The following is a 26,490-nucleotide window of genomic DNA, read 5'->3' as shown; positions in this document are numbered from 1 at the left end:
GAGTTATTTGTTTTTTCGGCAAGGCCTGTATTTTTTTATCCTTTTTATTTTTTCGCTCTTAGAAACTACTGCAAGGCTTAATGAAACCAATACAGAAATAGCGGCAGTAGTACCCAAAGCACCACCGTAACCTTTAAAAAACGGACTCGCATTTAGGTAGATAATAGAAAAGATAAACCCTGAAAAACCTACCAATAAATAGCTGGGAAGTATTTTTGAAGAAACCATTCCTATAAAAGTCGCGCCAATAAAAACTATTGGAATGTTTTTAGTTAAATAGTGGCTAAAAAGTTCAGGAAAAAAATAGAAAAACAGGCCTACCAAAAGCGAGAGGCCTGCTGATGCTCGTACGGCGCCCTGCCTGTACTTGTTGTTAACTACATAAGTTAAGATGGCAGAAATAATTCCAGTAAAAAAAAGAATACTTATTTCCATTAAAGCAGGGTATATAAAATGGCTGAAGTAATGGCTACACCACCAAAAGCAATGGTTCCCAATTTGCCGCCAAAGCCGTTAAAAATGTTTTTAGAAAGAATAAGAATGCTGCCCGCGATAATACCGGCCAGTAGAATAAATTTTAAATTGGGCGCTACGCTGGCAGAAGTCATTCCCACAAAAGCACCACAGTAAATGGCGGGTGGCACTTCTTTTAAAAGTTGTGATTTTCTGTTTATTGAAGGCACAAAAGAAGCCAGGGTTCCTATAAATCCTGCAGCGATCACGGGGCCAAATTTAAGTTCAATATTTATAAAAAATGTGCTTAGGGCGCCGGTCACCGCAAAAAGAATAAGATAAAGATCTTTTATAAAATACCTTTCTTCTTGCCGTGGCGATTTGAAATAAGCAAGACTTATTAATACCGAAATTATGCCCAAGAATAAAAGTACGAGGGGAGCATTCGTCTTATCAAAAAATATAGCGAACAAAAATATAAACTGCACCAGGATTAGAATAAAGAAAGATAATCTTCTGAATATTTTCGTCATATTTCAGGCTTGGTACTTTAAGTCGGCAAAACTACTAAAACTATAAAGTTTAGGCCGTTAGATTTTTAATAATAAAAGGGTTTTTATTTTGACTTTTTTAGAATCATCAAGCTGAAAAATTCTTTTCAAAATTTAACGGAGCAGAATTATTTTGATTTCAGATATTTTATAAATTTGGAAAATATCCTATAAAAAGGAAATAATCCAAATAATGAAGAATAAGTCTATTTTACATCTGGATCTCGATGCATTTTTTGTTTCGGTAGAACGTAAACAAAATTCTGAATTGAATGGTAAACCGCTTATCGTAGGTGGAATTGGCGATCGTGGGGTAGTGGCGGCCTGTAGTTATGAAACGAGAAAGTTTGGAGTACACTCGGGAATGGCGATGAAAGTAGCCCGGCAGCTTTGTCCGCAGGCCACCGTAATTAAAGGGAATGCCAGTACTTACACCAAACATTCGAAAGAAGTTACAGAGATTATTAAAAGCCAGGTGCCCAGTTTTGAAAAAGCCAGTGTAGATGAGTTTTATGCCGATTTGAGTGGGATGGATAAATTTTTCGGGATTAATCAATTTGCCAGTGAGTTGAGACAGACAATTATAAAGGAAAGCGGCTTGCCAATTTCTTTCGGACTTTCACAAAACAAGGTGGTTTCCAAGATCGCTACGGGAGAAGCTAAACCTAATGCCGAAATTATAATTCCGCATGGAAATGAAAAAATCTTTCTTGCACCATTAAGCGTAAATAAAATCCCGATGGTGGGAAATAAAACCTTTCAAAAACTACTGAATTTAGGGGTTAGGGAAATAAAAACCATCCAGGAAATGCCGGTAGAAATGTTGGAAAGTGTTTTAGGAAAAGCCGGGCGAACTATTTGGAAACGTGCTAATGGCTTGGACGATACACCAATTATTCCTTATCACGAAAGAAAATCTATCTCTACCGAGCGTACTTTTGGTCGTGATACTATAGATATGGTTCGCCTGCACGCCACTTTGGTGGCGATGGCCGAAAGCCTGGCGTACCAGTTACGGCGTGGAAATAAATTAACCAGCGTGATAAGTGTGAAGATTAGGTATTCAGATTATCAGACGCATTCGAAGCAGGTGAAAATCTCCTATACCAGCGCCGATCATATTCTAATTCCTAAAGTTGAAATGCTCTTTAAGCAACTTTATTCCCGCCGGTTGTTAATTCGGTTAATCGGGGTGAAATTCAGCGGGCTTGTAGGTGGAAATTACCAGATTAACCTGTTTGATGATTCTGAAGAAATGCTGAATTTATATAATTCCATAGATAAAATCAAAGAGCGTTTTGGAGAACATAGCGTGATGCGCGCGGTCACCATGGGCACAAAAACCATTGGCCGAATGGGAAATCCGTTTAACGGCGAACCGCCAATTGTGTTGGCGCATAGAAAACAATGATTTATTTAAACTGTCATACCTGGTATTCGCTGCGCTACGGAACTTTTTCGGTAGAAAAACTCTGTGAGTTCGCCCGGGAATTTAAAGTGGAATCTTTAGCGCTTACCGATATTAATAATACTTCGGCTTGTTTAAATTTTATAAAAATCGCTTCAGAATATGGTATAAAACCAATTGTGGGAATCGATTTTAGAAATGGAGCAGAACAGCAATATGTTGGGATCGCTAAAAACAATGAAGGTTTCAGGCAGTTAAACGAACACTTGTCGCAACAACTTCATTCAAAAAAAGATTTTAAACCCGAAGCCCCGAATTTACCTGATTGTTTTATTATTTATCCTTTCGAAAAAGTAATAGCGAACAAAAAGAGGAATTTCGAGAGCAATGAATTCATTGGAATTTCAGTAGAAAGTCTGCGGAAGCTTAAATTTTCTAAATACCGGGAATTTAAAGATAGACTGGTACTGCAACAGAGTGTTAGTTTCAGGAATAAGCGCGATTACAATGCGCACCGTTTGTTGCGAGCTATAGATAATAATGTTTTACTTAGTCAGCTTCCCGAAAGCGAGCAGGGTTCTTTTTCTCAGCAGATGATATCTTCAGAAATTATTGCTTCAGAATTTGAAGATTTTCCGCATATTTTAGAGAACACACGGGAATTGGTAAAAGCCTGCCGGGTAGATTTTGAATTCGGAAAAACCCAAAATCGAAATTTATTGGTTTCAGGTGATAGCCCTGAAGCTGATATTATCCGTTTAAGAAAATTATGTGATGAAAACCTGCCAAAACGTTATCCTGATGCAAATAAAAAAGTTTTGGAGCGGGTAGAAAAAGAACTGAATGCCATTATAAAACTCGGGTTCGTTTCCTATTTTTTAATCAATTATGACATTGTGAGTTATGCCCGGTTGCAGAATTTTCCGTTTATAGGGCGGGGAAGTGGCGCCAATTCTATTATTGCTTACATTATTGGAATTACCAATGTAGATCCTATTGAATTAGATCTTTATTTTGAACGATTTATTAATGAAAGTCGAAGTTCTCCCCCCGATTTTGATATCGATTTTTCCTGGAAAGATCGTAACGAAGTAACCGATTTTATTTTTAAAAAATACGAGTTCACTGCTTTAATGGGTACTTACGTCACCTTTAAACGTCGCGCGGTTGCCAGGGAATTGGGGAAGGTTTTTGGTTTGCCCAAAGAGAATATCGATAAACTTTCGGCAGGATTTTTTAGTATAAATGAGCTGGATCAATTGGAAAAATTAGTGCTACGTTACAGCGCTTTAATTGAAGGTTTTCCCAATTATTTGAGTGTTCATTCCGGTGGAATTTTAATTCTGAATGACAGCGTTTATAATTATGCCGCCACTTTTTTACCGCCGAAAGGTTTCGAAACGATCCAGATAGATATGAATATCGCGGAAGAAGTGGGGATTCATAAATTCGATATTCTAGCCCAACGCGGACTTTCAAAGATTACCGATGCCATTGAAATTATTAAGGAAAATCAGCCAAATGCTGAAATTGAGGATATTGAAAATATTGCTGCTTTTAAGGAAGACCCACAAATTAACGAGTTACTAAAAACTGGCGATTGCATGGGGGTTTTTTATGTAGAATCTCCGGCGATGCGTGGTCTACTCACCAAACTACAAACCGATAATTATTTGAATTTAGTGGCTGCAAGTTCTATAATTAGGCCCGGGATTTCCAGTGGAGGGATGAAAGAAGAATATATAAAGCGACATCGTGATCCCGCAAGAAGAAAGCAGGGCCATCCTGTAATGCTCGAAATCATGGATGATACTTATGGGATTATGGTCTACCAGGAAGATGTGATGAAAGTGGCGCATAAGTTCGCCGGACTTAGTTTTGAAGATGCCGATGTGTTACGGCGCGGAATGAGTGGCAAGAAAACATCGAAAGGTCAGATGCAGCGAATTGAAGCTAAATTCAGAGAAAACTGCAGGCAAAAAGGCTATAATAAAAAGATTATTGATGAAGTTTGGGAGCAAATTTCTTCTTTTGCCGGGTATGCATTTCCAAAGGGACATTCGGCTTCTTATGCGGTAGAAAGTTACCAAAGTTTGTATTTAAAGAAATATTTTCCGCTGGAATTTATGGTAGCTGCGCTTAATAATGGTGGCGGATTTTATGATGTAGAAACTTATATCCAGGAAATTAGAAAATGCGGTGGGAGAGTGCATCCGCCCTGCATCAATAGGAGTGATCACCCCAATAGTATTTTTGGAAAAGATATCTACCTGGGATTGGGCTATATCAAAGAATTAGAAACTAAAACCGTGCAACAAATCCTGGAAAACCGGCAGTTTTTTGGAGTTTTTAAGTCGTTTGATGATTTTATAGATCGCGTTTCTATCTCTATAGAACAACTAAGTATTTTATTGAAAATTGATGCCTTTAGATTCACTAAAACAGATAAACATCATTTACTATGGAAAGCTCACTTTAAACTGAATGCCTCTAAACCGGTAACTACACAGGAAAAGTTATTTAATACCGCTCACCGGGATTTTGAACTTCCGCAGTTTGAATATTCAGCATTGATAGAAGCTTTTGACCAGATGGAATTACTAGGTTTTCCGCTTTGTTCGCATTTTAAATTGCTTAAAAATCCTATCGAAAAATCGGTAAGAGCAAAAGATCTAAAACATTATGTGGGAAAGGAAATTTTGATCTATGGTGCCCTGATCACCGCCAAAAAAACTGGGACTTCTAACGGGAAATATATGTATTTCGGGACTTTTTTTGATGCTGAGGGTGATGTTTTTGATACGGTTCAATTTCCTGCTACCGCAGAAAAATATCCGTTGCGCAGCAAAGGAATTTATAAATGCTACGGCCGGGTAAATAACGAGCTCGATTATATTTCTATTAGCATACAATGGCTGCAACGCCAGGACACCTTAACCGACCCCAGGTTGGTGGGCTACCAGTTTTCGTAGGGTTTTAAAAAAGCTTGTTTTCGTCACCCTGAATTTATTTCAGGACTTAATATCAATGTACCAGGTTAAAGCAGAGACATTAAGAATAATAGATTTCCACAATCTTGTATTTAAAAGTCTGACAATTGTAGGTAGCAACTAATTATATTTCTAAAACCTACTCAGCCGGCTGACAGTCACCGGTTTTAATTTTCTCCCTACTAGGGTTGTATAGGTTGTCTTTAATATTGAAATCATATTCTGCCACATTTGCGATTTTCATCAATGGGCAAAAATTATCTAACTTGGCATTTTTTCTTATTTCTATACCAAAATATTCATATCCTTCAACATTCTCAAAACCGCTTATATCTTCCAAAAGAGTATTATCCGTAATTATTAATGCTTCTGCTTCTGTAAAATTTGGCTGAGCTATAATTTCTAATAAGCTGCTATTCTCGTTGACTATAAACCCGGGTACTTCATTAAGATTTTGGAAACTAATCGAAGTCAAATTAGGGTTATTGGAAATTACAAGTTTTTCTTTTATCCTTTCCAGTTTTGATAAACCATGAGTATTTTCAATACCTGAATTAATTAAATAAACATAATTAACTTCACCTTGAATATTATGCAGTGCATCTAGGTTAGTAAGTTGCTCATTATCTCTAATACTTAAATTCCCCCGTACTTCAGTAATATTTTCGGTGCCCTTTAGTGAACTCAGGTTAGGATTATTGGTTATATCCAAATCACGTAATTTATGAGCAACACTAGACAATGCTTCAATATTGTGGAGTTTAGGGTTATTGCTAATCTGTATTGTTGCTTGACTATTATCAATCAATTCAATGTTATTCAAGCCATTTAGATTTTCCAGATTTGTGCCAAGCACCGAAAGAGGTCCATCTATTTTTTTCAGTTGTGTGCATTCGCTTACATCATCGATTTCTGTTCCTATAAAAGATAGACTGCCATTGATCTCTGTGTAACCTTTTTCCAGAAACTCACTTAATTTTTCTTGTGTTTCAAAAGCCACCCCTTCAGGATAGACTTTATTTTCATCTTCTGATGATACTTCAGTTTCATTTTCTTCATCAATAATTTCACTGTTATTTTGATCTGGGCTACAGGATATTATTAAAGAGACAAAAAAAGTTAGACACAAAACTGAAACTCTATTTATTATAAGCATACTTGATTGATTTTAAATATCTGAAGGAGTGAACAAATAAAGATTTTATTTTGAATTTGTTCTAATTAATATTAATTCCTGACTAAGGAGAAAAAATTTAAACCGAAAAATGAAAATATTAAGATCCGAAACACTGATAACGGTGTGACTTAGAAAACCAAGAATCATTATTTAAAATAATCCAGCACATTATTTTCAATACGGGTTTCAATATTGCTGATGTCGCTTTTTACAAAAGTTTCTCCTGTGATCTTTTCGTATAATTCAATATAACGTTCAGAAACCGATTCGATATATTCATCGCTCATTTCGGGTAAAATCTGACCTTCTTTTCCCTGGAAATTATTTTCAATAAGCCATTGTCTCACAAATTCTTTAGATAATTGCTTTTGTGGTTCATCCTTGTCATGTCTTTCCCGGTAACCATCGGCATAAAAATATCGGGATGAATCAGGAGTGTGAATTTCGTCTATCAATACAATTTCCCCATCAGCATTTTTACCAAATTCATATTTGGTATCAACTAAAATCAATCCTCTCTTTGCAGCTATTTCAGTTCCACGTTTAAAAAGATCTCGAGTGTATTTTTCAAGAATTTCGTAATCTTCTTTAGAAACAATAGCACGTTTTAGAATTTCTTCTTTAGAAATGTCTTCATCGTGATCGCCCTGTTCGGCTTTAGTGGCGGGAGTAATAATGGGTTCCGGGAATTTGTCATTTTCCTTCATTCCATTTGGCATTTCTACCCCACACAGCATACGTTTTCCGGCTTTGTATTCCCGGGCAGCGTGACCCGCAAGATATCCGCGAATTACCATTTCAATTTTAAAAGGTTCACAGGCCTGGCCAACCGCAACATTAGGATCTGGAGTTGCTTCCAGCCAGTTAGGTACAAGATCGCGTGTGGCTTCCATCATTTTGGTAGCAATTTGATTAAGGATCTGGCCTTTGTAAGGAATGCCCTTTGGCATAACCACATCAAAAGCCGAAAGCCTATCTGTTGCAACAATTACGAGTTTATTATTTTTTAAAGTATAAACATCCCGCACTTTACCTTTGTAAACATCGGTTTGTCCGGGAAAATTGAAATCGGTTTTTATAATAGTATTCATTAAAATCTATATCTGAATTTTGAAACTGAATTACTTGAAAATTGAAAACACTCTATTCTGTATGTTCAATTTCTTTATAGGCTGAAATTATCTTTTTCACGAGTCGGTGGCGAATTACATCTTTATCATCCAGGTAAATTATCCCCACGCCTTTTACTTCTTTAAGCACGAGCAACGCTTCTTTTAAACCTGAAATAACCCTGCGTGGTAAATCTATTTGCCCGGGATCTCCGGTAATCATAAACTTGGCGCTTTTCCCCATTCGGGTAAGAAACATTTTCATTTGTGCGTGGGTAGTATTTTGGGCTTCATCCAAAATCACAAAGGCATTATCTAAGGTTCGGCCTCGCATAAAAGCAAGTGGAGCGATTTGAATCACTCCTTTCTCTATAAATGAATCAAGCCTTTCCTGCGGAATCATATCCCGAAGTGCATCGTAAAGCGGCTGCATATAAGGGTCTAATTTTTCTTTAAGATCGCCGGGAAGGAAACCCAGGTTTTCCCCAGCCTCAACCGCGGGACGGGTAAGTATAATTCTGCGAACCTGTTTTTCTTTTAATGCTTTAACAGCAAGGGCAACACCGGTATAGGTTTTTCCGGTTCCTGCAGGGCCAATGGCAAATACCATATCATTTTTACGCATTAGCTCAACCAGTTTTCTCTGGTTTGCGGTTTGGGCTTTTACCAAACGACCGCCAACGCCGTGAACCAAAACTTCGCCACTTTCGGCTGAAGTTTGATAATCTGAACTTTTCTCGCTGGTAAGTACTCTTTCAATCACATTCTCATCCAGTTTATTATACTTTCCGAAGTGATCCATAAGCATGGTAATGCGTTCATCAAACTCTTCCAGCATTTCCTCGTCTCCAAAAACTTTAATTTTATTTCCACGAGCTACGATCTTCAGCTTGGGAAAATATTTTTTTAAAAGTTCTATATGTTCATTTCCTTGCCCAAAAAATTCGCGGGGATTAATCTCTGAAAGTTCAATAACAATTTCGTTCAAAAGCTTATGGTTTTAGTTGAAAAAAGATGTTCAAAACATTTTTATTTATAGCGGTTCTTTATTTGTTGCTGCTAAGTTTTAATGCTAATTTTGACTGGCTAATTTTAAGTTTATTGCCATTGATTTTTAAATGAAAATTTAAATAAAATTATCTTTGCCTTCTATACAAACTTACATAAAATTAGCGCTTAAAAGTTAAAAAAATATCAACAATTACCTATGGCAATTATTACTTTAACTACCGATTTTGGAGAGAAAGATTACTTTGTAGGAGCGGTTAAAGGAGCTATTTATAACGAGTTGCCCGATGTGAGAATTGTTGATATTTCGCACTCGGTTTCTCCCTTTCATATTAGCGAGGCTGCTTACATTATTAAAAACGCGTATAAGAGTTTTCCAAAAGGTAGTATTCACATTATTGGTATCGATTCAGAATTTACGCCAGAAAATAAACATTTGGCCGTTTTGTTAGACGACCATTATTTTATTTGCGCCAATAATGGAATTTTATCTTTGCTGGCTTCAGAAATTAAACCCGAGAAGATTGTAGAGATCAATATTCACGAGGCTATTGAAACGAATTTTCCGGTTTTGGATGTTTTTGTAAAAGTAGCCTGCCATTTAGCGCGGGGTGGTACCCTGGAAGTTATAGGTAAGAATATTAAGGAAATTAAATACCTTAAACAGTTTGAGCCGATAATAAATACGGAGAAGAACCAGATTATAGGCCTTGTGATTTATGTTGACAATTACGGAAACGTGGTAACCAATATAAGTCGGAAGCTATTTGAGAGCGTGGGAAAAGGAAGAAATTATATAATTAGTGCAAGAATGGTTACTTTTCCAAAAATTTATGGAGCTTATTCTGACTGGATAAATTTTGATGTTGAAAAAGACCAAAGAGGAGAAGAAGATGGCAAAAAACTAGCCTTATTCAATTCTGCCGGTTATATCGAACTTGCTATTTATAAAAGCAATCCATCTACGGTAGGTAGCGCTTCAACGCTTTTTGGCCTGGAACACCGCGATACAATCACTATTAAATTTGACGAAAAATGATACACAGAATTGTGAAAATGGAATTTGAGCCTTCAAAAGTAGAAGAATTCCTTTCTAATTTTGAGGAAAATAAAAGTAAAATAAGGTCTTTTGCAGGTTGTTATAAACTAAAATTGCTTCAGGATAAACACAATACAAATATATTTTTTACGTATAGTTACTGGGTAGACGACCAATCTTTAGAAAATTACCGGAATTCTGAGCTGTTTAAAGGAGTTTGGGCAAAAACAAAGGTGCTTTTTAATGCTAAACCAGTAGCCTGGAGCACCAATATCAAAAGTAGCGAATAATGCAGAGTGAAGAGCTAGGAGTGAAGCGTGAAGGAAATGTTATTAGAGTTTCGATTAGAAAAAAGTTACAGCAGAGTAATACACCAAACCATAAATTATAATTAAACCTTCAAAGAAATCAACAAGGATTATTAATAACCAAAACAGATAACCGATAACCGAAATTAATGCTGGCCATACTAAATAAGGAAATAAACTCTTTTTTTTCATCACCAATCGGTTACCTGGTCATTGGAATCTTTTTGGTGGTTTGCGGCTTGTTTTTATTTGTCTTCACAGGTGATTATAACATCCTGGATAATGGTTTTGCCGATGTAAAACCCTTCTTTGATCTTGCCCCCTGGATCTTTATTTTTCTTATCCCGGCAATTACCATGAAAAGCTTTTCTGAAGAGAAACGCCAGGGCACTATGGAGTTGTTGCTAACGCGTCCCATTGGTTTTACACAACTTGTTTTAGGAAAATATTTTGGTGCTTTAATCCTGGTGATTTTAAGTATTTTGCCCAGCATTTTATATGTAATTACCATTCATCAATTGGGAAGTCCGGTGGGAAATTTTGACCTTGGTGCAACTCTTGGATCTTACCTGGGCTTAATTTTTCTTGGAGGCTGCTATACGGCTATTGGCATTTTTGCTTCTTCGCTTTCTCAAAATCAGATCATCGCATTTATTATCGCAGTCTTTTTATGTTTTTTAAGTTATTTCGCTTTTGAAGGCCTGGGAGATTTGGATCTTTTTGGAAGTACTAATTACGGCGCTGAATACCTTGGGATCAGCTTTCATTATCAAAGTATAAGCAGAGGCGTGATAGATACCCGGGATCTTATTTATTTTTTAAGTTTCATAGTTTTTTTTCTGAAACTTACGCAGTTAAGATTAATAGCAATTCAGAAAAATTCTTAGGCTTTGAAACACGAAAACACCTATAAAAACGTTTTTCTGTGGCTCGTTGCAATTGTAGCGATAAACCTACTGGCTGCAAACTTTTTTGAGCGTATAGACCTTACCCGAGATCAACGTTATACGCTGTCTCCTGCGGCAATGGAAATTGTTTCAGATACTGATTCTCCCATTGTTATTGAAGTCTTTTTAGAAGGAAATTTCCCATCAGAGTTCAGAAGGCTTCGAAATGAAACCAGGCAAATGCTGGAAGAGTTTTCAGCTTATAACAGTAATATAAAATTCACTTTTACCAATCCCTTAGAAGAAAGTAAGGATGCTGAAGCTACCGCCCAGGAATTTTACCAGCAGGGAATGCCGCCGGCAAGGGTGAGTGTTCAGGAGAACGGTAAAAGTTCTGAAGCTTTAGTTTTTCCGTGGGCCGTAGCCACTATGGGAGACCAAAAGGTTCAAATTCCCTTATTGAAAAATAAACTGGGCGCTACCGATGAGGAACGGGTTTCCAGCTCGGTACAACAATTGGAGTATGCTATTGCCAATGCATTGAATAAATTAGTTTATCCGCGGAAAAAGAAAATCGCGGTAATGCGTGGTAACGGTGAGTTGCCCGATGCACAAATAGCTAGTTTTATAAAGACGCTGCAGGAATATTATTTTATGGCGCCGTTTACTTTAGATTCTGCTGCAATAAATCCTCAAAAAACCCTTCAGCAATTAAAGGAGTACGATTTAATTATCGAGGCAAAACCTACCGAGGCATTTACCGAAAATGAAAAGTATATTTTAGATCAATATACAATGAGCGGTGGTAAATCACTTTGGCTAACCGAAGCCGTTGCCATGGAAACCGATAGTTTGCTGAATCCTTCAGGCATAGCTTTTGCTTTACCTCGTGATCTTAATTTAGGCGATTTTTTCTTTTCCTACGGAATTAGAATCAACCCGGTTCTGATCAATGATATTTATTCAGCACCCATTATTTTGGCGTCGGGGCAGGGAAACAACACCCGGTTTAATCCTTATCCCTGGTTTTACAGTCCGTTAACCACTTCGCCTAACGACCACCCGATAATAAATAATATTGAAGCTGTGAAATTTGAATATGCCAATCAAATTGATACACTTCAGAATAATATAGAAAAGACAATTTTATTAAGCAGTTCGCCTCAAACCAGGGTAGAAGGTACTCCGCGGGAAATTAGCCTGGAGATGGTAAGCCAGGAACCGAATTTGGCTTCCTATAAAGATGGCGAGCAACCACTGGCAGTTTTATTGGAAGGAGAATTTACTTCGGTTTATAAAAATAGGATCAAACCATTTGAAATTGAAAAGCCTTTAGACCAAAGTGAAGAAACCAAAATGCTGGTAATTTCAGATGGAGATGTGATTAAAAATGAAGTACAGCGCGGAAAGCCTTTAGAACTGGGGCTTGAACGCTACACGGGGAATACTTATGGAAATAAAGAATTTTTACTAAATGCTGTAAATTATATGCTTGATGACAGCGGACTTATAGATATTCGCAGCAAGGAAATAAATATCGCATTCCTGGACGATCGAAAAACTGCTGATGAGCGAGAAAAATGGCAGATGATTAATATTGTTCTTCCTTTAGTTATCCTGGGACTTTTCGCTTTCGGATTTAATTATTTCAGAAAAAGGAAATACCTAAAATAGCTTTCTTAGACTTCAATTTTCAGGAAATAAAATCAACATATTAACAATCTTAAAAAGATTATTCGTTGTAAGTGTCTGTTTTATAGTAGTTTGCTTCATAAATTTTTGTTTTTGATGTTAATAAAAACTCGTCGGCACAAGCTTTATTTTTAACAGATTAAAATATATTTGTAATGATTTCTAATTAATCACAAAGCCGATGAAATTTATTGTATCCAGCAGTTATTTGCTGAAACAGCTTCAGATATTGGGTGGGGTTATTAACAACACCAACACCCTTCCAATTTTAGACAACTTTTTATTCGATCTTAAGCAGGACGAGCTTACTGTTTCTGCCTCAGATCTTGAAACTACAATGTCTGCTAAACTTAAGGTAGAATCAGATTCCGAAGGAAAAATAGCGGTTCCTGCAAAATTGCTTTTAGATACGCTAAAAACCTTCCCGGAGCAGCCCTTAACTTTTGTTGCTGAAGATAACAACACTATAGAATTAAGCTCTAATCACGGTAAATACGCACTTGCTTATGCCGATGGGGAGGAGTTTCCAAATCCTGTGGAATTGGAAGATCCTAGCAGCACTGTTTTAGAAGGTGATATTTTAGCTACCGCGATTAGCAAAACCATTTTTGCTTCAGGAAACGACGATCTTCGTCCGGTAATGAGCGGGGTTTTCTTTCAATTTACTACTGAAGGTTTAACTTTTGTAGCGACTGATGCACATAAATTAGTAAAGTATCAGCGTGAAGATGTTACTGCTTCTCAGGCTTCAGACTTTATTATGCCCAAAAAGCCACTAAACCTTTTAAAGGGGATTTTGGCCGGTAGCGAAAGTGAAGTGCTTATAGAATACAACGATTCTAATGCGAAATTCACTTTTGATGATACGCAATTAGTTTGTCGTTTAATAGACGGGAAATATCCTAATTACGAAGCGGTAATTCCAAAAGAAAATCCGAATAAATTAACTATTGAGCGCAACCAGTTTTTGAGTTCAGTTCGTAGGGTTTCTATTTTCTCTAATAAAACTACGCACCAGGTAAGATTAAAAATCGCCGGTGCCGAATTAAATATTTCTGCAGAAGATGTAGATTACAGTAATAAAGCCGAAGAGCGTTTAACCTGTTCTTACCAGGGAGACGATATGCAAATTGGTTTTAATTCTCGTTTTCTTACAGAAATGTTGAATAATTTAACTTCAGATGAAGTTCAACTGGAAATGAGTCTGCCGAACCGGGCTGGAATTTTAACTCCTGTAGATGGGTTAGACCCGGGAGAAAAAATTACAATGCTGGTTATGCCGGTAATGCTCAACAACTAGTATTGAGTAAATAGAATTTAGTTTATAGTAAAAAGCAGCCTTTTGGCTGCTTTTTTTATTCTGAATAATGTTTCTGGTCTACTTTATAATCTCTATGGTTAAAGGATAATTCGGGATCTCCCCGTTGCTTACTTTAATGGCATTCACTATTGGTAGAATAAGCATAATAACAGCAATACCAATAAGAGCGATTATCCCAAGTCCGAATAAAAAGATTAGCGGAATACATAATAAGCTGTATATAAACATACTTATTTGGAAATTGATGATCATTTTTCCGTGAAAGTCCATTCCGGCAACTTTATCTTTTTGGGTAAGCCACAAGATTAGCGGAATTATAAAGCCGCCAATTCCGGTAACTAAATCCAGTAACTGACTTAAGTGGGTAATAACGAGCATTTGGTTGTCTTCTCTCATTTTTTCTTTGATTGATGTGATGTCTCTTTATTAATAGACGGGTTTTTTAATACTTTGTTACAATTTTTAAAAGATGCAATTTTTCTCCCCCTCTTTTGGAGGGGGCTGGGGGGAGGCTTATCTTTGCACTATGAAATTAAACGACACTATTGTAGCGCTTGCCACACCATCTGGTGCAGGTGCCATTGCTATTATTAGGGTTTCCGGCCCTGAAGCATTTAATATTGTTTCACCGCTTTTTAAGGCAAAGAGTAAAAAAAAGCTAAGCAAACAGCCCAGCCATACTTTACATTTAGGAAATCTAATGGACGATGATCGTACCTTAGATGAGGTTTTAATTTCAATATTTAGAGCGCCTAAATCGTATACCGGCGAAGAAACGGTAGAAATTTCCTGTCACGGAAGTCCATATATTCAGCAGGAGATTATCCAGTTAATGATTAGAAAAGGTTGTCGCTCTGCAGAAGCCGGCGAATTCACCATGCGTGCTTTTCTAAATGGAAAAATGGATCTTAGTCAGGCAGAAGCTGTAGCTGATCTAATTTCTTCTGAAAACCAGGCTTCACACCAAATGGCGATGCAACAAATGCGCGGCGGATTTTCTAATGAAATTCATAGATTACGCCAGGAATTATTAGATTTTGCATCTTTAATTGAATTAGAATTAGACTTTTCTGAAGAAGATGTGGAGTTCGCTAATCGCGATCAATTTAAGGAATTGGTAGCGAGGATTCAGCAGGTATTAAAACGTTTAATAGATTCTTTTGCCACCGGGAACGTGCTTAAAAATGGAATTCCTGTGGCAATAGTGGGGGAACCTAACGTAGGTAAATCTACTTTACTGAATTCACTTTTAAACGAGGAGCGCGCTATTGTTTCTGAGGTAGCCGGAACCACTCGGGATTCCATTGAGGACGAAATGAGTATTGGTGGTGTTGGATTCAGGTTCATTGATACCGCCGGAATAAGAGAGACGGAAGATGAGGTGGAAAGCATCGGAATAAAGCGAACTTTTGAAAAGATAGGTCAGGCACAAGTAGTTATGTATTTGTTTGATACCTCTAGGTTCGATGAGTTATCTGAAGATAATTCTTCCCAGGGAAAAATAAGTTTAGCCCAGTTAATAGTTGAAATTGAGAAAATTAAAAATCAATTTCCTCAGAAACCTTTAATCATTGTTCCCAACAAAATAGACCAGCTTTCTGAAGATTCTTTATTAAAATTGAAAGAGAGCCTGGGTACTATTTCGGGCACCAGTTTACAATTATTATCGGCTAAAACCGGAGTTGGTGTAGAGGAACTTAAAGAAAAATTACTGGAGTTTGTAAACACCGGCGCTTTGAGAAACAATAATACCATTGTAACAAATAGCCGTCATTACAATGCGCTGCTAAAAGCCCTGGAAGAAATCAACAAAGTAGAAGAAGGCTTAAATACCGACCTTTCGGGCGACTTGTTAGCGATAGATATTCGCGAAGCTTTAGAATATTTCGGTGAGATTACCGGGCAGGTTACCAATGATGAATTACTGGGGAATATATTTTCTAATTTCTGTATTGGAAAGTAAATGGGTAATTAAATTTGATATCAAATGATATCAAATGACATCAAAACCCAACGAAATTAATGGATACGAGCTCTTCCAAAGTATTCTCATTTTTACTTTAATAATATCATTTTAGACCTTTTTTGTACCTCGTTTGTACCTCGATGTTAAATATTACTAACGGGGTACAAAATTTGTACCTCGGTATCAATTTTTGATCTATCTTTATGGAAATAAGGTGGTTATGAAAATAAAGCTTAGAAAAAAGAAATTAGCCTCCGGGAAATACAGTCTTTATCTTGATTACTATAAAGGATCGAGTTTAGATGAAAACGGAAAAACGAAGGGTCATAGGGAGTTTGAATATCTCAAAGAATACCTGATTATTTCACCTCAAACTTCTTCTGAAAAGAGAGAAAATAAAGAAACTCTTGAAAGGGCAGAACAGATATTATCTATCAGAAGAGCAGAGTATGCTCAGGGAAAATATGGTATTAAAGATAAAAGCAAGAACAAACTTTTATTTATTACCTACTATGATAAATTAAAGGAGGAACGATATGAAAGTAAAGGAAATTATGATAATTGGGATGCGGCCCAAAATCATATAGAGGCCTACATAGGAAAGAAGAAAATATCCTTTGAAGACATTGATGAAGATTTCGTTATAGGATTTAAAAAGTTTTTGAGTAAAAAAGCAAAAACGAAATCTAAAACGCTGTTATCACAGAACTCTAAATATACCTATTATAATAAATTTAAAGCCGCATTACGTCAGGCTTTTGACGATGGTTATACCAGAAGAAACTTCGCTACTACTGTAAAAGGTTTTGCACAGGAAGAAACAACCAGAGAATACCTTACGCAAGATGAATTGCAGGCTATGGCTAAAGCTTATTGTAAACATCAAGTTCTTAAGAATGCTTTTATGTTTAGTTGTTTAACCGGCCTAAGGTGGAGCGATATTAACAAACTTACCTGGCTTGAAGTTAGAGATGAAGAGGAAGGTTCACGGCTAATTTTTAAACAAAAGAAGACTTCGGGACAGGAATATCAATATATATCTGATCAGGCGAGACAAATTATTGGAAAACGGAAAAGGGAAAATGACCGTGTGTTTCAAGGGTTAAAATATGGTGCCCATTTTAATGCAGAAATACTTAGATGGTGTATGCGGGCGGGTATTACTAAACATATAACTTTTCATAGCGCTAGGCATACGCACGCAGTATTACTATTAGAGTACGGAGCTGATATTTATACGGTTTCAAAAGTCTTAGGACATAAAGAAATAAGAACTACACAAGTATATGCCAAAATAGTGGATAAGAAAAAGAAGGAAGCAGCTAATTTAATTCCTGAACTCGAAATGGATTATGAGTTTTGATTTATTCAAATACCTGACCACCCTTGGCTTCATCTATATTTATGGAAGGCTTATTTTACACTATGGTAAAATGTTTTGGGCTTATATGATGAATGAAAGAATTTTATGGAATACAAAAATTGAAAAACCAAGGATCCTTTTTATGGGGATGGGTTTGGGAGTTATGCATCTTGCGTTTTATTCGCGGTATACTATTGAATCAGATACACTTATAGTCCTAGCAATAAGTTTTCTTGTTTTTTTAGCCGGCTTTTTTCTTTCCATTCTTCCCTGGACCGATAAATTTAAAAATAGTATACAAAGCCAAAAGTCCGCTGGCTCCCTAAAAAAGAACAAAAATTTTAATTTAAAAATATCAGAAGATCAAGCTCAAAAGTTGTATCATAATTTAATGAAGTATGATCTTTTAAATATTGAGAAAACAAGCTTGCTGGATTTCAGGAATGTATTATCTAAAGATTGGGACGCTCATAATTCAAAAATCCATTTTAATATGGATGGTCCTAGCTCTCGTGAATTTTATGAATTTCTTTCGCAAACATTTCCTAAGAACACGATGACTATTAAGAACCTATTTATTACTTCCGACCTAGTGTTGAGGGCTAATGGAAAAAAGTATAAATACAATACCTTGAAAAATGCTCATACTCGTACACCGTATTCAAAAAATAATCAAGCTTTGAATAAAATATTTCAGGATCTGAGGTGAAAATTAATCGAATCCATGAAACTACTTCATTTTTAAATTTCCCAATAGCTTTTTTTAAGCGAAATTAAAATTGTTGAAATAAATGTGGACTTAATGTCATTTTACTGGAAACACTTGTTAAATTTGGGAATTATAGAGATATTTTAAAAAGATAGGAGTCATCTTAGATGGGTAAGGAAAATTACTTAGGTTTTTCAGATTCAGAGCTGTGGAGTTTATTGTGTAGTGGTGAACGTTCCGCCCTGAATGAAGTTTACCACAGAAATATTGATGTGCTTTATAGCTATGGTGCAAAGATAACTTCCGACCATGGCCTTGTAGAAGACAGTATTCAAGAAGTTTTTATTACTATTTGGGAAAAACGACACAAAATAAAGGATACTACTTCCATTAAATTTTATTTATTTAAATCTTTAAAACGAAGGATATTTAGAAATTTAAAGAAATCTCAAAAATTTGGATTTCAATATGACTTTTCTGAATCAGCAATTGCCCAAAAGCTTAAAACCGAACCTGCCACCGAGAATTTAGATGAAGCTACCATAAAAAAAATCCACCAAAGTCTTAATAAGCTGACTAATAGACAGAAAGAAATTGTTTACTTACGTTTTTACGCTAAACTAGAATTCTCTGAAATCGCGGAAGTAATGGATCTTAGTGTAAAAGCTACTTATAAACTCCTATCCCGCGCTATAGAAAGACTTAGAGGCAATTTTGTGTTTATTTTTATGTTTTTCTAAAACTTTTGTGAAAAAAATGGGGTAAAATCTCAAATATGTGCATTTACTGGTAACAAACTAGTTGAATTTCGCGCGTTTTTCATCTAAACATTTAAATCAAATGGAGAAGTATCAAAGCTATAATGCTACCGATTTTATTTCAGATGATTCCTTTTTAAACTGGGTATTGTCTGATGATAAAAAATCCGCAGTATTCTGGAGAAAGTTTCTGGCTGAAAATCCTCAAAAACAAAAAGAGGTTGATAAAGCTATTAAAATTATAAAGTCTCTGGAGTTTCAAGATGAGGTAGTATTAAATCCATTTCAAAAAGAAAAACTTCTGGAAAAAATTAACTCTAGGATAGATTCTTTAAAAAGTGGAGATCAGCAGCCAAAAGGTATAAAACGAAGAAGTATTCTCCGCTATACCGGGATTGCAGCAAGCTTTGCTATTATCGCATTTCTAAGTTATTTCTTTTTAAACAATTTTCAGCGAACTACTATAAGTACAGATTTTGCTGAAAAGCGGGAAATGATGTTGCCAGATGGTTCTTCAGTTATCCTTAATGCTAACTCTGAAATATCCTATGCCAAAGATTGGAGTGGGGTAAATATTAGGGAAGTATGGTTGGAAGGTGAAGCTTTCTTTGAGGTGGTCAAAACCCGTGGGGAAAACAATGTACGCAAAACTTTCCTGGTTCATTCTGGAAACTTAAATGTAGAAGTTTTAGGAACGTCCTTTAATGTTGGTGAGCGTAGAGGGAAAACAAAAGTGACCCTGTTAACCGGTAAGGTTAAATTAGAGAACAAGCTGGATAAGAGTGCAGCTCCCCTAATTCTTGAACCTGGTGAACATGCCGAGGTTTCTACCAAAGATAAGGTGCTAAAGAAATCGAAAGTTAATACCCGTAAATACGCAAGTTGGGTAGATGATTTGATGATTTTTGAAGCTACAGAACTAGGTGAGATAAAGTACGTTCTTGAAGATAACTTTGGATTGGAAGTGGTTTTTGAAGACCCAAAACTTATGCAACGTAAGTTTACGGGAGTTATTAAAACCGGGAATATTGAAGAATTTCTTAGAACCCTGGAACTTTCATTTGATATAGATGTTACTAATAAAGATGGGAAAATAATTTTCCGAAAGTAACTAAAAACTAGCTAAAACATGTTGAAAATTGTACAACCTTTACTGGCTGTCACGATGATCATGGGTATATTCATATATACTCATCCGGTAAGCTCTCAGGAGCAGCTGGCTTCAGTGCAACCTCTTCAGGAAAAAACAGGAAAGTCCTCCGGGAAGATTTCCCTAAAGAAACTCTTAAGCGAGATTTCCAAAGAACTGGAAGTTCATTTTAATTATGATAGTAATCTGGTAGAAAATCAGTTAATTGCTTTAGATGAAGTAAAGCTTGAGAAGGGACAGCTTGAAAAATCACTTAGAGAAATTCTTAGGAATGTCAATCTCGATATTCAAAAATTAGAGAAAGATAACTTTGTTATTTATTCCCCCAATAATCCACTTAGGAAAACTCTTCGAAATAATTCAAATAGGAATACACCATCAGAAACAAATAAACAAAATTTAGAAAGACTGAATGCAACTCAGGCTTCCGTGTTACAGGATATAGAAGTAAAGGGGTATGTTGAAGATGAAGATGGTTTACCAATTCCAGGGGTTACTGTAATAGAAAAAGGAACTTCAAATGGGACTGTCACTAATATGGAAGGAAATTATTCCTTGCAGGTTTCTCAAAGTAATGCAGTTTTGGTTTTTTCATTTGTTGGTTACGAAACCAAAGAAATTCCATTGGAGGGAAGGGAAACTGTAGATGTTACCTTAGGAACCACCTCTGAATCTTTAAATGAAGTAGTAGTAACTTCTTTTGGAATAAAACAAGAGAAAAAAGCCTTAGGTTATGCCGTACAGGAAGTCTCAGGCGAAGAAATCGCCCGTACAGAAGAACCAAACCTGGTTAATGCACTTAGGGGAAAGGTTGCCGGGGTTTCAATTAATAGCTCGAGTGGGGCAGCAGGAGCTGGTTCCAATATTATAATAAGGGGTATTACTTCTCTTAGTCCATCAGGCGATAACCAACCATTATTTGTAGTAGATGGAATGCCTATTTCCAACTCAACAACTTCGGGGAGTGTATTGCCTAGCGAAGGTTCAGCAGCATCCGGAAGTAACGAGCAATATTCATTTACCAACCGTGCGGCTGATATTAATCCCGAGGATATTGAGTCAATTTCTATCTTAAAAGGTCCTTCCGCTACCGCGTTATATGGACTTCGAGCGGCAAACGGCGCGGTGATTATAACCACTAAAAAAGGAAAAGAAGGTAAAACACAGATTAGGGTTAAAAGTACCATAGCGTTTGAAGAGGTAAGCAAAACACCGGATATTCAGATGACCTATCGTGAAGGATGGAGAGGTCGCGCCAGGGCTTTTGAAGATCCCGATAGTCGTTTTGGCTATTCCTATGGTTATTATACCTGGGGTCCGCCTAATGGGCCTTTGGATAACCCGGCCAATCCTCACGAAGAATTTTACAAGACTGGCTTGAGGTTCAATAATTATGCAAGTATATCTGGCGGAAATAGCAAAACCAATTTTTATACTTCAGTTTCCCATATGGATCAGGAGGGAATTGTTCCTAATACTAATTATAAAAGAACAACTATAAAAATAAGCGGAGAAACTACTTTAGCTGAGAATTTTAAAGTATCTGGAAGTGCTAATTACACGAATTCCGGAGGTAGCCGTCCAAACGGGGGTGACAAATCTGTGGTAAGTAACCTTAGAAGATGGTCGCCAACTATAGATGTGAATGATCATGTGATGCCTGATGGCTCTGAAAAGGATTATACTAATGGAGTTATAAATAACCCTTTGTACCTTGCCGAGAACAGCACTTTTGAAGATGATGTTAATAGGATTATTGGAGCTGTAGGTTTCAACTATACTCCTTTTAAGTGGATGACGGTAGATTATAAAATCGGTATGGATTATTATAACGACAGTCGAGTTAGATTTGCTGCCAACGATATTAAAGTAGCTATCCCGGTAAACGGATTTATGATAGAGGAGAACATTAACTATAAGGAAATTAACTCAAACTTTCTTGTAACTCTCCAAAAGGAATTCAATTCTGATTTCTCAGGTTCCTTAACGTTAGGTAATCAGGTTACCGATATAAATTACGACAGGTTAAATACTAGAGGGGAAGGTTTTAATCTTCCAGATTTTAAAGACCTAAGTAATACCACTAACTTATTTACAAATAAAAACGCTTACACCAGAAGGCTAGTAGGTGTTTTTGCTGATGCAAAGTTAAATTATAAGGAAACCTTGTTTTTAAATGTAACTGCAAGAAATGACTGGGCATCTACTCTTCCAAAGGACAACAGGTCTTTCTTTTATCCTTCGGTTAATATGGGATATATTTTTACTGAAACCTTGGGCGCACAACGGGATGACTTTCTTAGTTATGGTAAATTAAGAGCATCCTGGGCTAAGGTAGGTAAAGATGCTTCCCCTTATGTAGTAGGCCAATATTTTGAAGGAACTCCTGGTTTCCCCTTAAATGGAATTGGAGGATTTAAAAAATCAAATTCAGCGGGAGACTTAAATTTAAAGCCTGAAACGACCACCTCTTATGAATTTGGTACAGATTTGAGGTTTTGGGGTAATAAAATAGGAGTAGACCTTACCTATTTCCAACAGGCCAGTGAAAATCAAATTGTTTCTTTTCCTGTGAGTAATCCAAGTGGCCTTTCAAGGTTTACTACCAATGCAGGAGAAATTGAAAGTACCGGTATTGAAGCTTTAATAGATTTCAAACCTATTCAAACTAAAGATTTTTCGTGGGACGTAACCGTAAACTGGTCTAGGATTAGAAGTGAGGTACTAAGTTTACCAGAAGGTTTAGAAGTTATCGAATTTCAAAGTTCTGCTGAAGGTGTAACTAGTCGGGTTCTCGAAGGGGGTTCTCCGGGAGATTTATATGGTTATGGCTATGAACGTACGGATGATGGCGAATTACTGATAGATGACGCTGGATTTCCAAATGTAGACAGAGACTCTTTAAAATATGTTGGTTCAGCTATGCCGGACTGGACAGGTGGAATAACAAACTCTTTTTCTTATAAGAATTTCAATTTTTCTTTTCTAGTTGAAGTTAAACAAGGAGGGGATGCTTATGATGAAAGTCGAATTAACGATTGGGAATTTGGAACCATTACAGCAACAAATCAACGATATAAGGAAGTGATTTTCGATGGGGTGACGTCTGATGGACAGCCTAATACACAACCTGTGATTTTAGATCAGGATTATTATAGGCTATCGCGTTATAATGCTGCTTCAGAACTTCTCATGCAGGACGCTTCCTGGGTAAGATTAAGAAGCGCCTCACTCTCTTACCGCTTACCAAAATCAATTTTGGACAGAACTTTTTTTAGTGGAGTAACCTTTAGTGCCACAGGGAATAACCTATTGCTTATTACACCTTTCGAAGGTTATGATCCGGAAGGAACAACCTACAGTGCTGGAAGTAATGCTTTTGGATTAACGGGATATAGCATCCCAAATACCAGAAGTGTAATATTTGGGCTTAGTCTTAATTTCTAAAAATTAACAGGATGATAAAAACAAAATTTAAATATCAATATCTTCTCATATTCAGTATTTTACTACTAGCTACTGGATGCGAAGATTTTTTGGATGCAAACGATGATCCTAATAAGATAAGTGAAGAAGAAGTAGAAATGGAAGTCATTTTACCAACTTCTATTTACTACCTAGCAGACACTTATTTCAACATTGCCTATTATACGAGTCAGTATACACAACAGTCCTCTTCAGTAGGTAATAATGGACCAAGTAATCAAAATGAACTTTCGCTTACATCGGCCTGGGTAAATATTTACCTAGACGGGCTAACTTCTGCAAAAACCATTATTGATAAAGCAACAGAAGCTGAAGCTTATCATTACCGTGGAATTGCAAAAGTATTAAGGGTAATGAACATAGGGATTGCTACAGACCATTGGGGAGCCATTCCTTTTGATGAAGCTTTAATGGAGGAAGAAAATTTTAGTCCTTCCTATAATGACCAAAGCTATATTTATGCGCAAATTCCCGGTTTACTGGATGACGCTATTGCGGACCTTGAAATGGAAGACAATACTATTTATCAACCTGGTGAAGAAGATCTTGTTTATGGAGGAGATATCTCTAAGTGGATAAAATTGGCTTATACCTTAAAAGCCCGCTACGCTATTCATTTAACTAAAAAAGGTACCGTTGATGCTGCGCAAAATGCTTTGGATGCCTTGGAGCATGGAATGGAAAGTAATGCCGATGATTTTGGACTGGATTACTCTACCAGAACCTTTAACCCCTGGTATGCTGGGGTAGTGTTGGCAGGTCAGACAGGAAACTCCAACCTTATTGTTTCTGAACAGATTGTAGAATATATGGATGGTTCCAGTTATCCATATGGCAGTGCAGAACTGGATAATGATCCACGTTTGGATATCATTGCTTTCAACGAAGCAGAAGGAGAACCCCTTATTGGTGGTATCAATGGTGCCGGGAAAGGTAATGCCAATGCGCGTTTTGCCGAAGACAGTTACTATACTTCCCAGACTTCGCCTATTGAAATGGTGACTTATGCAGAACATAAGTTTATCGAGGCAGAAGCAAGATTTTTACTTAATGGCGGGGATGCCAGAAGCGAAGGAGCTACCGAGGAAGCTTACCAGGCTTACCTGGAAGGAATTGAAGCTAATATGGATAAAGTAGGTGTGAGTTCAGCTAATGCTAATTTATACCTTTCGGATGCTAGTATTGCGGTAGAAGCAGACAACCTTAGTTTGGATCTAATTATGAAAGAGAAATACCTTGCTATGTTTCTCCATCCCGAAGTTTGGACTGATATGCGTCGCTACGATTATAACGACAACGTATACAAAGATCTTGAACTCCCAGTGGCGCACAATCCGTTTCTTGAAGGTCGGTGGGTAAGAAGGGTGAGATACCCGGATTCTGAATATAGTCGAAATGATGTAAATGTACAAGAAGCAACAAAGGACGTATCTACCAGGTTATGGTGGGATCAATAAAATAAATAATTATGAAAAATATAGCAAAAATACTATTGTCAGGCCTTATTGCCATCACAGCTATCTCTTGTTATAGCGATGATCTTTGGCTTGAAGAAAATGTCGAGGAAACCGGAAGAAGTACCCCTATAATTGCAAGTTTCACTACGTCTGACGAAGACTATTCCTCAGGTTCAGAAATTACTTTAGATCTAAGATACTGGTCTAATGATTCTATAGAACAGGTCGACTTCTTTGCTCAGGTAGATGGGCATCCCGAACTGGACGATTTAAGAGTTTTCCCATATGAGGAAGCTTATTCTGAGCTAAGCAGAACCGATTCCCTTTTAATTAATTATACCGTGCCCGATGTACCTAGCGGAACCGAGTTCGAGTTCCAGGTAGTTGTTAGAAATGTAAACGGCCTTACCGCAACTTTAGATGAGGTGAGAGAGAGTCCTACCGGTGTTCCACAAGGGCGTGATGGTGGTGTGATCGATTTTGAAGTTGAGTAATAGCTCTAGAGCCATTTAAAATTTATTAAAATGAAAAAAAATAAGATAATGTTACAACAGTTTATTGTAGTGCTTACATTTTTAGTGAGTGCGGTTTCCTGTTCTGGTGATGAAAATAATACAGATGATAATGGAAGTCAGGTTCCGGATCCTAATCCCGATGAGGAAGTGTCTTTTGACATTCCAGAAGCAGAACCGGAAGATTTGGGTTTTAATCCCGAAAAATTTAGAGAAGTAGACAGCCGTGCTGCCCTAATGGGGCGTTTACATAGCCTACTTGTAATAAAAAATGATACTCTGGTTTTCGAAAATTATTACAATAATTTTTCTGAAGGACAGGCAAGTAACCTTAAATCATCATCAAAAAGTATACTTAATCTTTTAATTGGAATTGCTATTGAAGAAGGTTTTATAGAAAGTATAGATGAAACTTTATACGATTACGTACCGGAGATATACAACGATGAGATGGATCCCCGAAAAAAGGAGATTACGATAGAACATCTTATGACGATGACTTCAGGCCTGGAGTCTACAAGTCTGGATAATTATTCCGCCTGGACAAATAGTGATGATTGGTTGCGCCACGCGCTGGAATTACCAATGGAAGCCGATCCAGGTGAATGGTATGCCTATAGTACAGGAGATACCCATTTGTTATCAGCTATTCTTACCGAAGCTACGGGAATGAGTTCTCTAGAATTTGCGCAAAAATACCTTTATGAACCTATGGATATAGAAGTAACCCGTTGGGAAACCGATCCACAGGGATACAACGAAGGGGGTAATAATGTATATGTTAAACCTTACGATTTAGCCAAAATAGGCATAATGGTTAGCAACGGCGGGATTTATAAAGATCAACGTATTGTTCCAGAAGACTGGATAGAAGAAAGTATAAAATTTCAAGTGGAACCACAGGGCATTTCAAGACCTTTTGAAATTGAAGGTTACGGTTATTTGTGGTGGCTGGTAAAAGCTAACCAGTACAGCACCTACTCCGCTATTGGCCACGGTGGGCAATATATGATGACAATTCCGGAACTGGATCTTATTGTAGTACTTACTTCTTTAAGTCAGGGAAGTACGCCGGGAGATCATTTCACCGATATCGCCAGTTTAGTAGAAGACTATATCCTCGCTTCACTGGAGGAGTAGAAGTAA

Annotated in this window: 22 protein-coding genes; 16 read left to right on the top strand and 6 right to left on the bottom strand. The window is 36.9% G+C overall.

Annotated features, from left to right (window positions below; translation table 11 throughout):
* Window positions 1–3: 3 nt before the first annotated feature.
* Both APB85_RS12090 and APB85_RS12085 read right to left on the bottom strand, forming a co-directional pair.
* Window positions 4–435, bottom strand: coding sequence for a hypothetical protein (locus APB85_RS12090; protein ID WP_057481466.1), 432 nt, complete (start codon window positions 433–435; stop codon window positions 4–6).
* Complete coding sequence (locus APB85_RS12085; protein WP_063870577.1) at window positions 435–986, bottom strand: hypothetical protein; 552 nt, start codon at window positions 984–986, stop codon at window positions 435–437. Before APB85_RS12085 ends, APB85_RS12090 begins: the two co-directional genes overlap by 1 nt.
* Before the next feature lie 211 nt (window positions 987–1,197).
* Between APB85_RS12085 and dinB the strand changes: the two genes are divergently transcribed.
* Entirely contained in the window at window positions 1,198–2,415 is a 1,218-nt protein-coding gene (dinB, locus tag APB85_RS12080) for a DNA polymerase IV (RefSeq protein WP_057481468.1), read from the top strand.
* A complete protein-coding gene (locus APB85_RS12075) occupies window positions 2,412–5,384 on the top strand; it encodes a DNA polymerase III subunit alpha (protein WP_083482189.1) in 2,973 nt (990 codons plus the stop codon). Before dinB ends, APB85_RS12075 begins: the two co-directional genes overlap by 4 nt.
* Window positions 5,385–5,541: 157 nt before the next feature.
* Here APB85_RS12075 and APB85_RS12070 read toward each other — a convergent pair whose 3' ends face one another.
* The 3 genes from APB85_RS12070 to APB85_RS12060 form a co-directional block, all read right to left on the bottom strand.
* Complete coding sequence (locus APB85_RS12070) at window positions 5,542–6,558, bottom strand: hypothetical protein (RefSeq protein ID WP_057481469.1); 1,017 nt, start codon at window positions 6,556–6,558, stop codon at window positions 5,542–5,544.
* Between the two features lie 167 nt (window positions 6,559–6,725).
* The gene (locus tag APB85_RS12065; protein WP_057481470.1) at window positions 6,726–7,670 is read right to left on the bottom strand and encodes a phosphoribosylaminoimidazolesuccinocarboxamide synthase; all 945 of its coding nucleotides are present in this window, start codon (window positions 7,668–7,670) and stop codon (window positions 6,726–6,728) included.
* A gap of 52 nt (window positions 7,671–7,722) precedes the next feature.
* Window positions 7,723–8,676 carry a PhoH family protein gene (locus APB85_RS12060; RefSeq protein WP_057481471.1) on the bottom strand — a complete coding sequence of 318 codons (954 nt, stop codon included), beginning with the start codon at window positions 8,674–8,676 and terminating at the stop codon, window positions 7,723–7,725.
* A gap of 219 nt (window positions 8,677–8,895) precedes the next feature.
* Here APB85_RS12060 and APB85_RS12055 point away from each other — a divergent pair, with 219 nt between their 5' ends.
* The 5 genes from APB85_RS12055 (at window position 8,896) to dnaN (ending at window position 13,922) form a co-directional block, all read left to right on the top strand.
* Complete coding sequence (locus tag APB85_RS12055) at window positions 8,896–9,735, top strand: SAM hydrolase/SAM-dependent halogenase family protein (RefSeq protein ID WP_057481472.1); 840 nt, start codon at window positions 8,896–8,898, stop codon at window positions 9,733–9,735.
* Window positions 9,732–10,025, top strand: coding sequence for a putative quinol monooxygenase (locus tag APB85_RS12050; RefSeq protein WP_057481473.1), 294 nt, complete (start codon window positions 9,732–9,734; stop codon window positions 10,023–10,025). The genes APB85_RS12055 and APB85_RS12050 overlap by 4 nt, the downstream gene beginning before the upstream one ends.
* A 167-nt stretch (window positions 10,026–10,192) precedes the next feature.
* The gene (gene gldF / locus APB85_RS17515; protein WP_057481474.1) at window positions 10,193–10,930 is read left to right on the top strand and encodes a gliding motility-associated ABC transporter permease subunit GldF; all 738 of its coding nucleotides are present in this window, start codon (window positions 10,193–10,195) and stop codon (window positions 10,928–10,930) included.
* A gap of 3 nt (window positions 10,931–10,933) precedes the next feature.
* The gene (gldG, locus tag APB85_RS12045) at window positions 10,934–12,604 is read left to right on the top strand and encodes a gliding motility-associated ABC transporter substrate-binding protein GldG (protein ID WP_057481475.1); all 1,671 of its coding nucleotides are present in this window, start codon (window positions 10,934–10,936) and stop codon (window positions 12,602–12,604) included.
* 199 nt (window positions 12,605–12,803) lie between these two features.
* Window positions 12,804–13,922 (top strand): DNA polymerase III subunit beta, encoded by a 1,119-nt coding sequence (dnaN, locus tag APB85_RS12040; RefSeq protein ID WP_057481476.1) that lies wholly within the window; start codon window positions 12,804–12,806, stop codon window positions 13,920–13,922.
* A 78-nt stretch (window positions 13,923–14,000) separates the two neighbouring features.
* On the opposite strand, the gene APB85_RS12035 is transcribed toward dnaN, so the two are convergent.
* Window positions 14,001–14,339: a DUF4870 domain-containing protein gene (locus tag APB85_RS12035; protein ID WP_057481477.1), complete on the bottom strand. Its 339-nt coding sequence runs from the start codon at window positions 14,337–14,339 to the stop codon at window positions 14,001–14,003.
* Window positions 14,340–14,469: 130 nt separating this feature from the next.
* On the opposite strand from APB85_RS12035, the gene mnmE reads away from it, so the two are divergent.
* From mnmE to APB85_RS11990, 9 genes are all read left to right on the top strand, one after another.
* Window positions 14,470–15,906 carry a tRNA uridine-5-carboxymethylaminomethyl(34) synthesis GTPase MnmE gene (gene mnmE / locus APB85_RS12030; RefSeq protein WP_057481844.1) on the top strand — a complete coding sequence of 479 codons (1,437 nt, stop codon included), beginning with the start codon at window positions 14,470–14,472 and terminating at the stop codon, window positions 15,904–15,906.
* A 223-nt stretch (window positions 15,907–16,129) separates the two neighbouring features.
* A complete protein-coding gene (locus APB85_RS12025) occupies window positions 16,130–17,272 on the top strand; it encodes a site-specific integrase (protein ID WP_057481845.1) in 1,143 nt (380 codons plus the stop codon).
* Complete coding sequence (locus APB85_RS12020) at window positions 17,262–17,981, top strand: hypothetical protein (RefSeq protein WP_057481478.1); 720 nt, start codon at window positions 17,262–17,264, stop codon at window positions 17,979–17,981. Before APB85_RS12025 ends, APB85_RS12020 begins: the two co-directional genes overlap by 11 nt.
* A gap of 167 nt (window positions 17,982–18,148) precedes the next feature.
* Window positions 18,149–18,721, top strand: coding sequence for an RNA polymerase sigma factor (locus APB85_RS12015; RefSeq protein WP_057481479.1), 573 nt, complete (start codon window positions 18,149–18,151; stop codon window positions 18,719–18,721).
* Window positions 18,722–18,821: 100 nt separating this feature from the next.
* The gene (locus APB85_RS12010) at window positions 18,822–19,850 is read left to right on the top strand and encodes a FecR family protein (protein WP_057481480.1); all 1,029 of its coding nucleotides are present in this window, start codon (window positions 18,822–18,824) and stop codon (window positions 19,848–19,850) included.
* Between the two features lie 18 nt (window positions 19,851–19,868).
* Entirely contained in the window at window positions 19,869–23,336 is a 3,468-nt protein-coding gene (locus APB85_RS12005; RefSeq protein WP_083482190.1) for a SusC/RagA family TonB-linked outer membrane protein, read from the top strand.
* A gap of 11 nt (window positions 23,337–23,347) precedes the next feature.
* Window positions 23,348–24,832 (top strand): SusD/RagB family nutrient-binding outer membrane lipoprotein, encoded by a 1,485-nt coding sequence (locus APB85_RS12000; RefSeq protein WP_057481482.1) that lies wholly within the window; start codon window positions 23,348–23,350, stop codon window positions 24,830–24,832.
* Between the two features lie 11 nt (window positions 24,833–24,843).
* Window positions 24,844–25,326, top strand: a complete 483-nt coding sequence (locus tag APB85_RS11995) for a hypothetical protein (RefSeq protein ID WP_057481483.1) — start codon at window positions 24,844–24,846, stop codon at window positions 25,324–25,326.
* 30 nt (window positions 25,327–25,356) lie between these two features.
* A complete protein-coding gene (locus APB85_RS11990; protein ID WP_057481484.1) occupies window positions 25,357–26,484 on the top strand; it encodes a serine hydrolase domain-containing protein in 1,128 nt (375 codons plus the stop codon).
* Window positions 26,485–26,490: the final 6 nt, after the last annotated feature.

It is taken from the genome of Salegentibacter mishustinae, assembly GCF_002900095.1.
GTDB classification, from domain to species: domain Bacteria; phylum Bacteroidota; class Bacteroidia; order Flavobacteriales; family Flavobacteriaceae; genus Salegentibacter; species Salegentibacter mishustinae.
Note: the sequence above shows the minus strand (reverse complement) of the source record. Positions and strands in the feature narration are given on the sequence as shown.

Bases quoted from the DNA above. Each gene is read 5' to 3' on its own strand.
- APB85_RS12090 (WP_057481466.1), bottom strand. From the start codon at position 435: ATGGAAATAAGTATTCTTTTTTTTACTGGAATTATTTCTGCCATCTTA.
- APB85_RS12085 (WP_063870577.1), bottom strand. From the start codon at position 986: ATGACGAAAATATTCAGAAGATTATCTTTCTTTATTCTAATCCTGGTG.
- dinB (WP_057481468.1), top strand. From the start codon at position 1,198: ATGAAGAATAAGTCTATTTTACATCTGGATCTCGATGCATTTTTTGTT.
- APB85_RS12075 (WP_083482189.1), top strand. From the start codon at position 2,412: ATGATTTATTTAAACTGTCATACCTGGTATTCGCTGCGCTACGGAACT.
- APB85_RS12070 (WP_057481469.1), bottom strand. From the start codon at position 6,558: ATGCTTATAATAAATAGAGTTTCAGTTTTGTGTCTAACTTTTTTTGTC.
- APB85_RS12065 (WP_057481470.1), bottom strand. From the start codon at position 7,670: ATGAATACTATTATAAAAACCGATTTCAATTTTCCCGGACAAACCGAT.
- APB85_RS12055 (WP_057481472.1), top strand. From the start codon at position 8,896: ATGGCAATTATTACTTTAACTACCGATTTTGGAGAGAAAGATTACTTT.
- APB85_RS12050 (WP_057481473.1), top strand. From the start codon at position 9,732: ATGATACACAGAATTGTGAAAATGGAATTTGAGCCTTCAAAAGTAGAA.
- gldF (WP_057481474.1), top strand. From the start codon at position 10,193: ATGCTGGCCATACTAAATAAGGAAATAAACTCTTTTTTTTCATCACCA.
- dnaN (WP_057481476.1), top strand. From the start codon at position 12,804: ATGAAATTTATTGTATCCAGCAGTTATTTGCTGAAACAGCTTCAGATA.
- APB85_RS12035 (WP_057481477.1), bottom strand. From the start codon at position 14,339: ATGAGAGAAGACAACCAAATGCTCGTTATTACCCACTTAAGTCAGTTA.
- mnmE (WP_057481844.1), top strand. From the start codon at position 14,470: ATGAAATTAAACGACACTATTGTAGCGCTTGCCACACCATCTGGTGCA.
- APB85_RS12025 (WP_057481845.1), top strand. From the start codon at position 16,130: ATGAAAATAAAGCTTAGAAAAAAGAAATTAGCCTCCGGGAAATACAGT.
- APB85_RS12020 (WP_057481478.1), top strand. From the start codon at position 17,262: ATGAGTTTTGATTTATTCAAATACCTGACCACCCTTGGCTTCATCTAT.
- APB85_RS12015 (WP_057481479.1), top strand. From the start codon at position 18,149: ATGGGTAAGGAAAATTACTTAGGTTTTTCAGATTCAGAGCTGTGGAGT.
- APB85_RS12010 (WP_057481480.1), top strand. From the start codon at position 18,822: ATGGAGAAGTATCAAAGCTATAATGCTACCGATTTTATTTCAGATGAT.
- APB85_RS12005 (WP_083482190.1), top strand. From the start codon at position 19,869: ATGTTGAAAATTGTACAACCTTTACTGGCTGTCACGATGATCATGGGT.
- APB85_RS12000 (WP_057481482.1), top strand. From the start codon at position 23,348: ATGATAAAAACAAAATTTAAATATCAATATCTTCTCATATTCAGTATT.
- APB85_RS11995 (WP_057481483.1), top strand. From the start codon at position 24,844: ATGAAAAATATAGCAAAAATACTATTGTCAGGCCTTATTGCCATCACA.
- APB85_RS11990 (WP_057481484.1), top strand. From the start codon at position 25,357: ATGAAAAAAAATAAGATAATGTTACAACAGTTTATTGTAGTGCTTACA.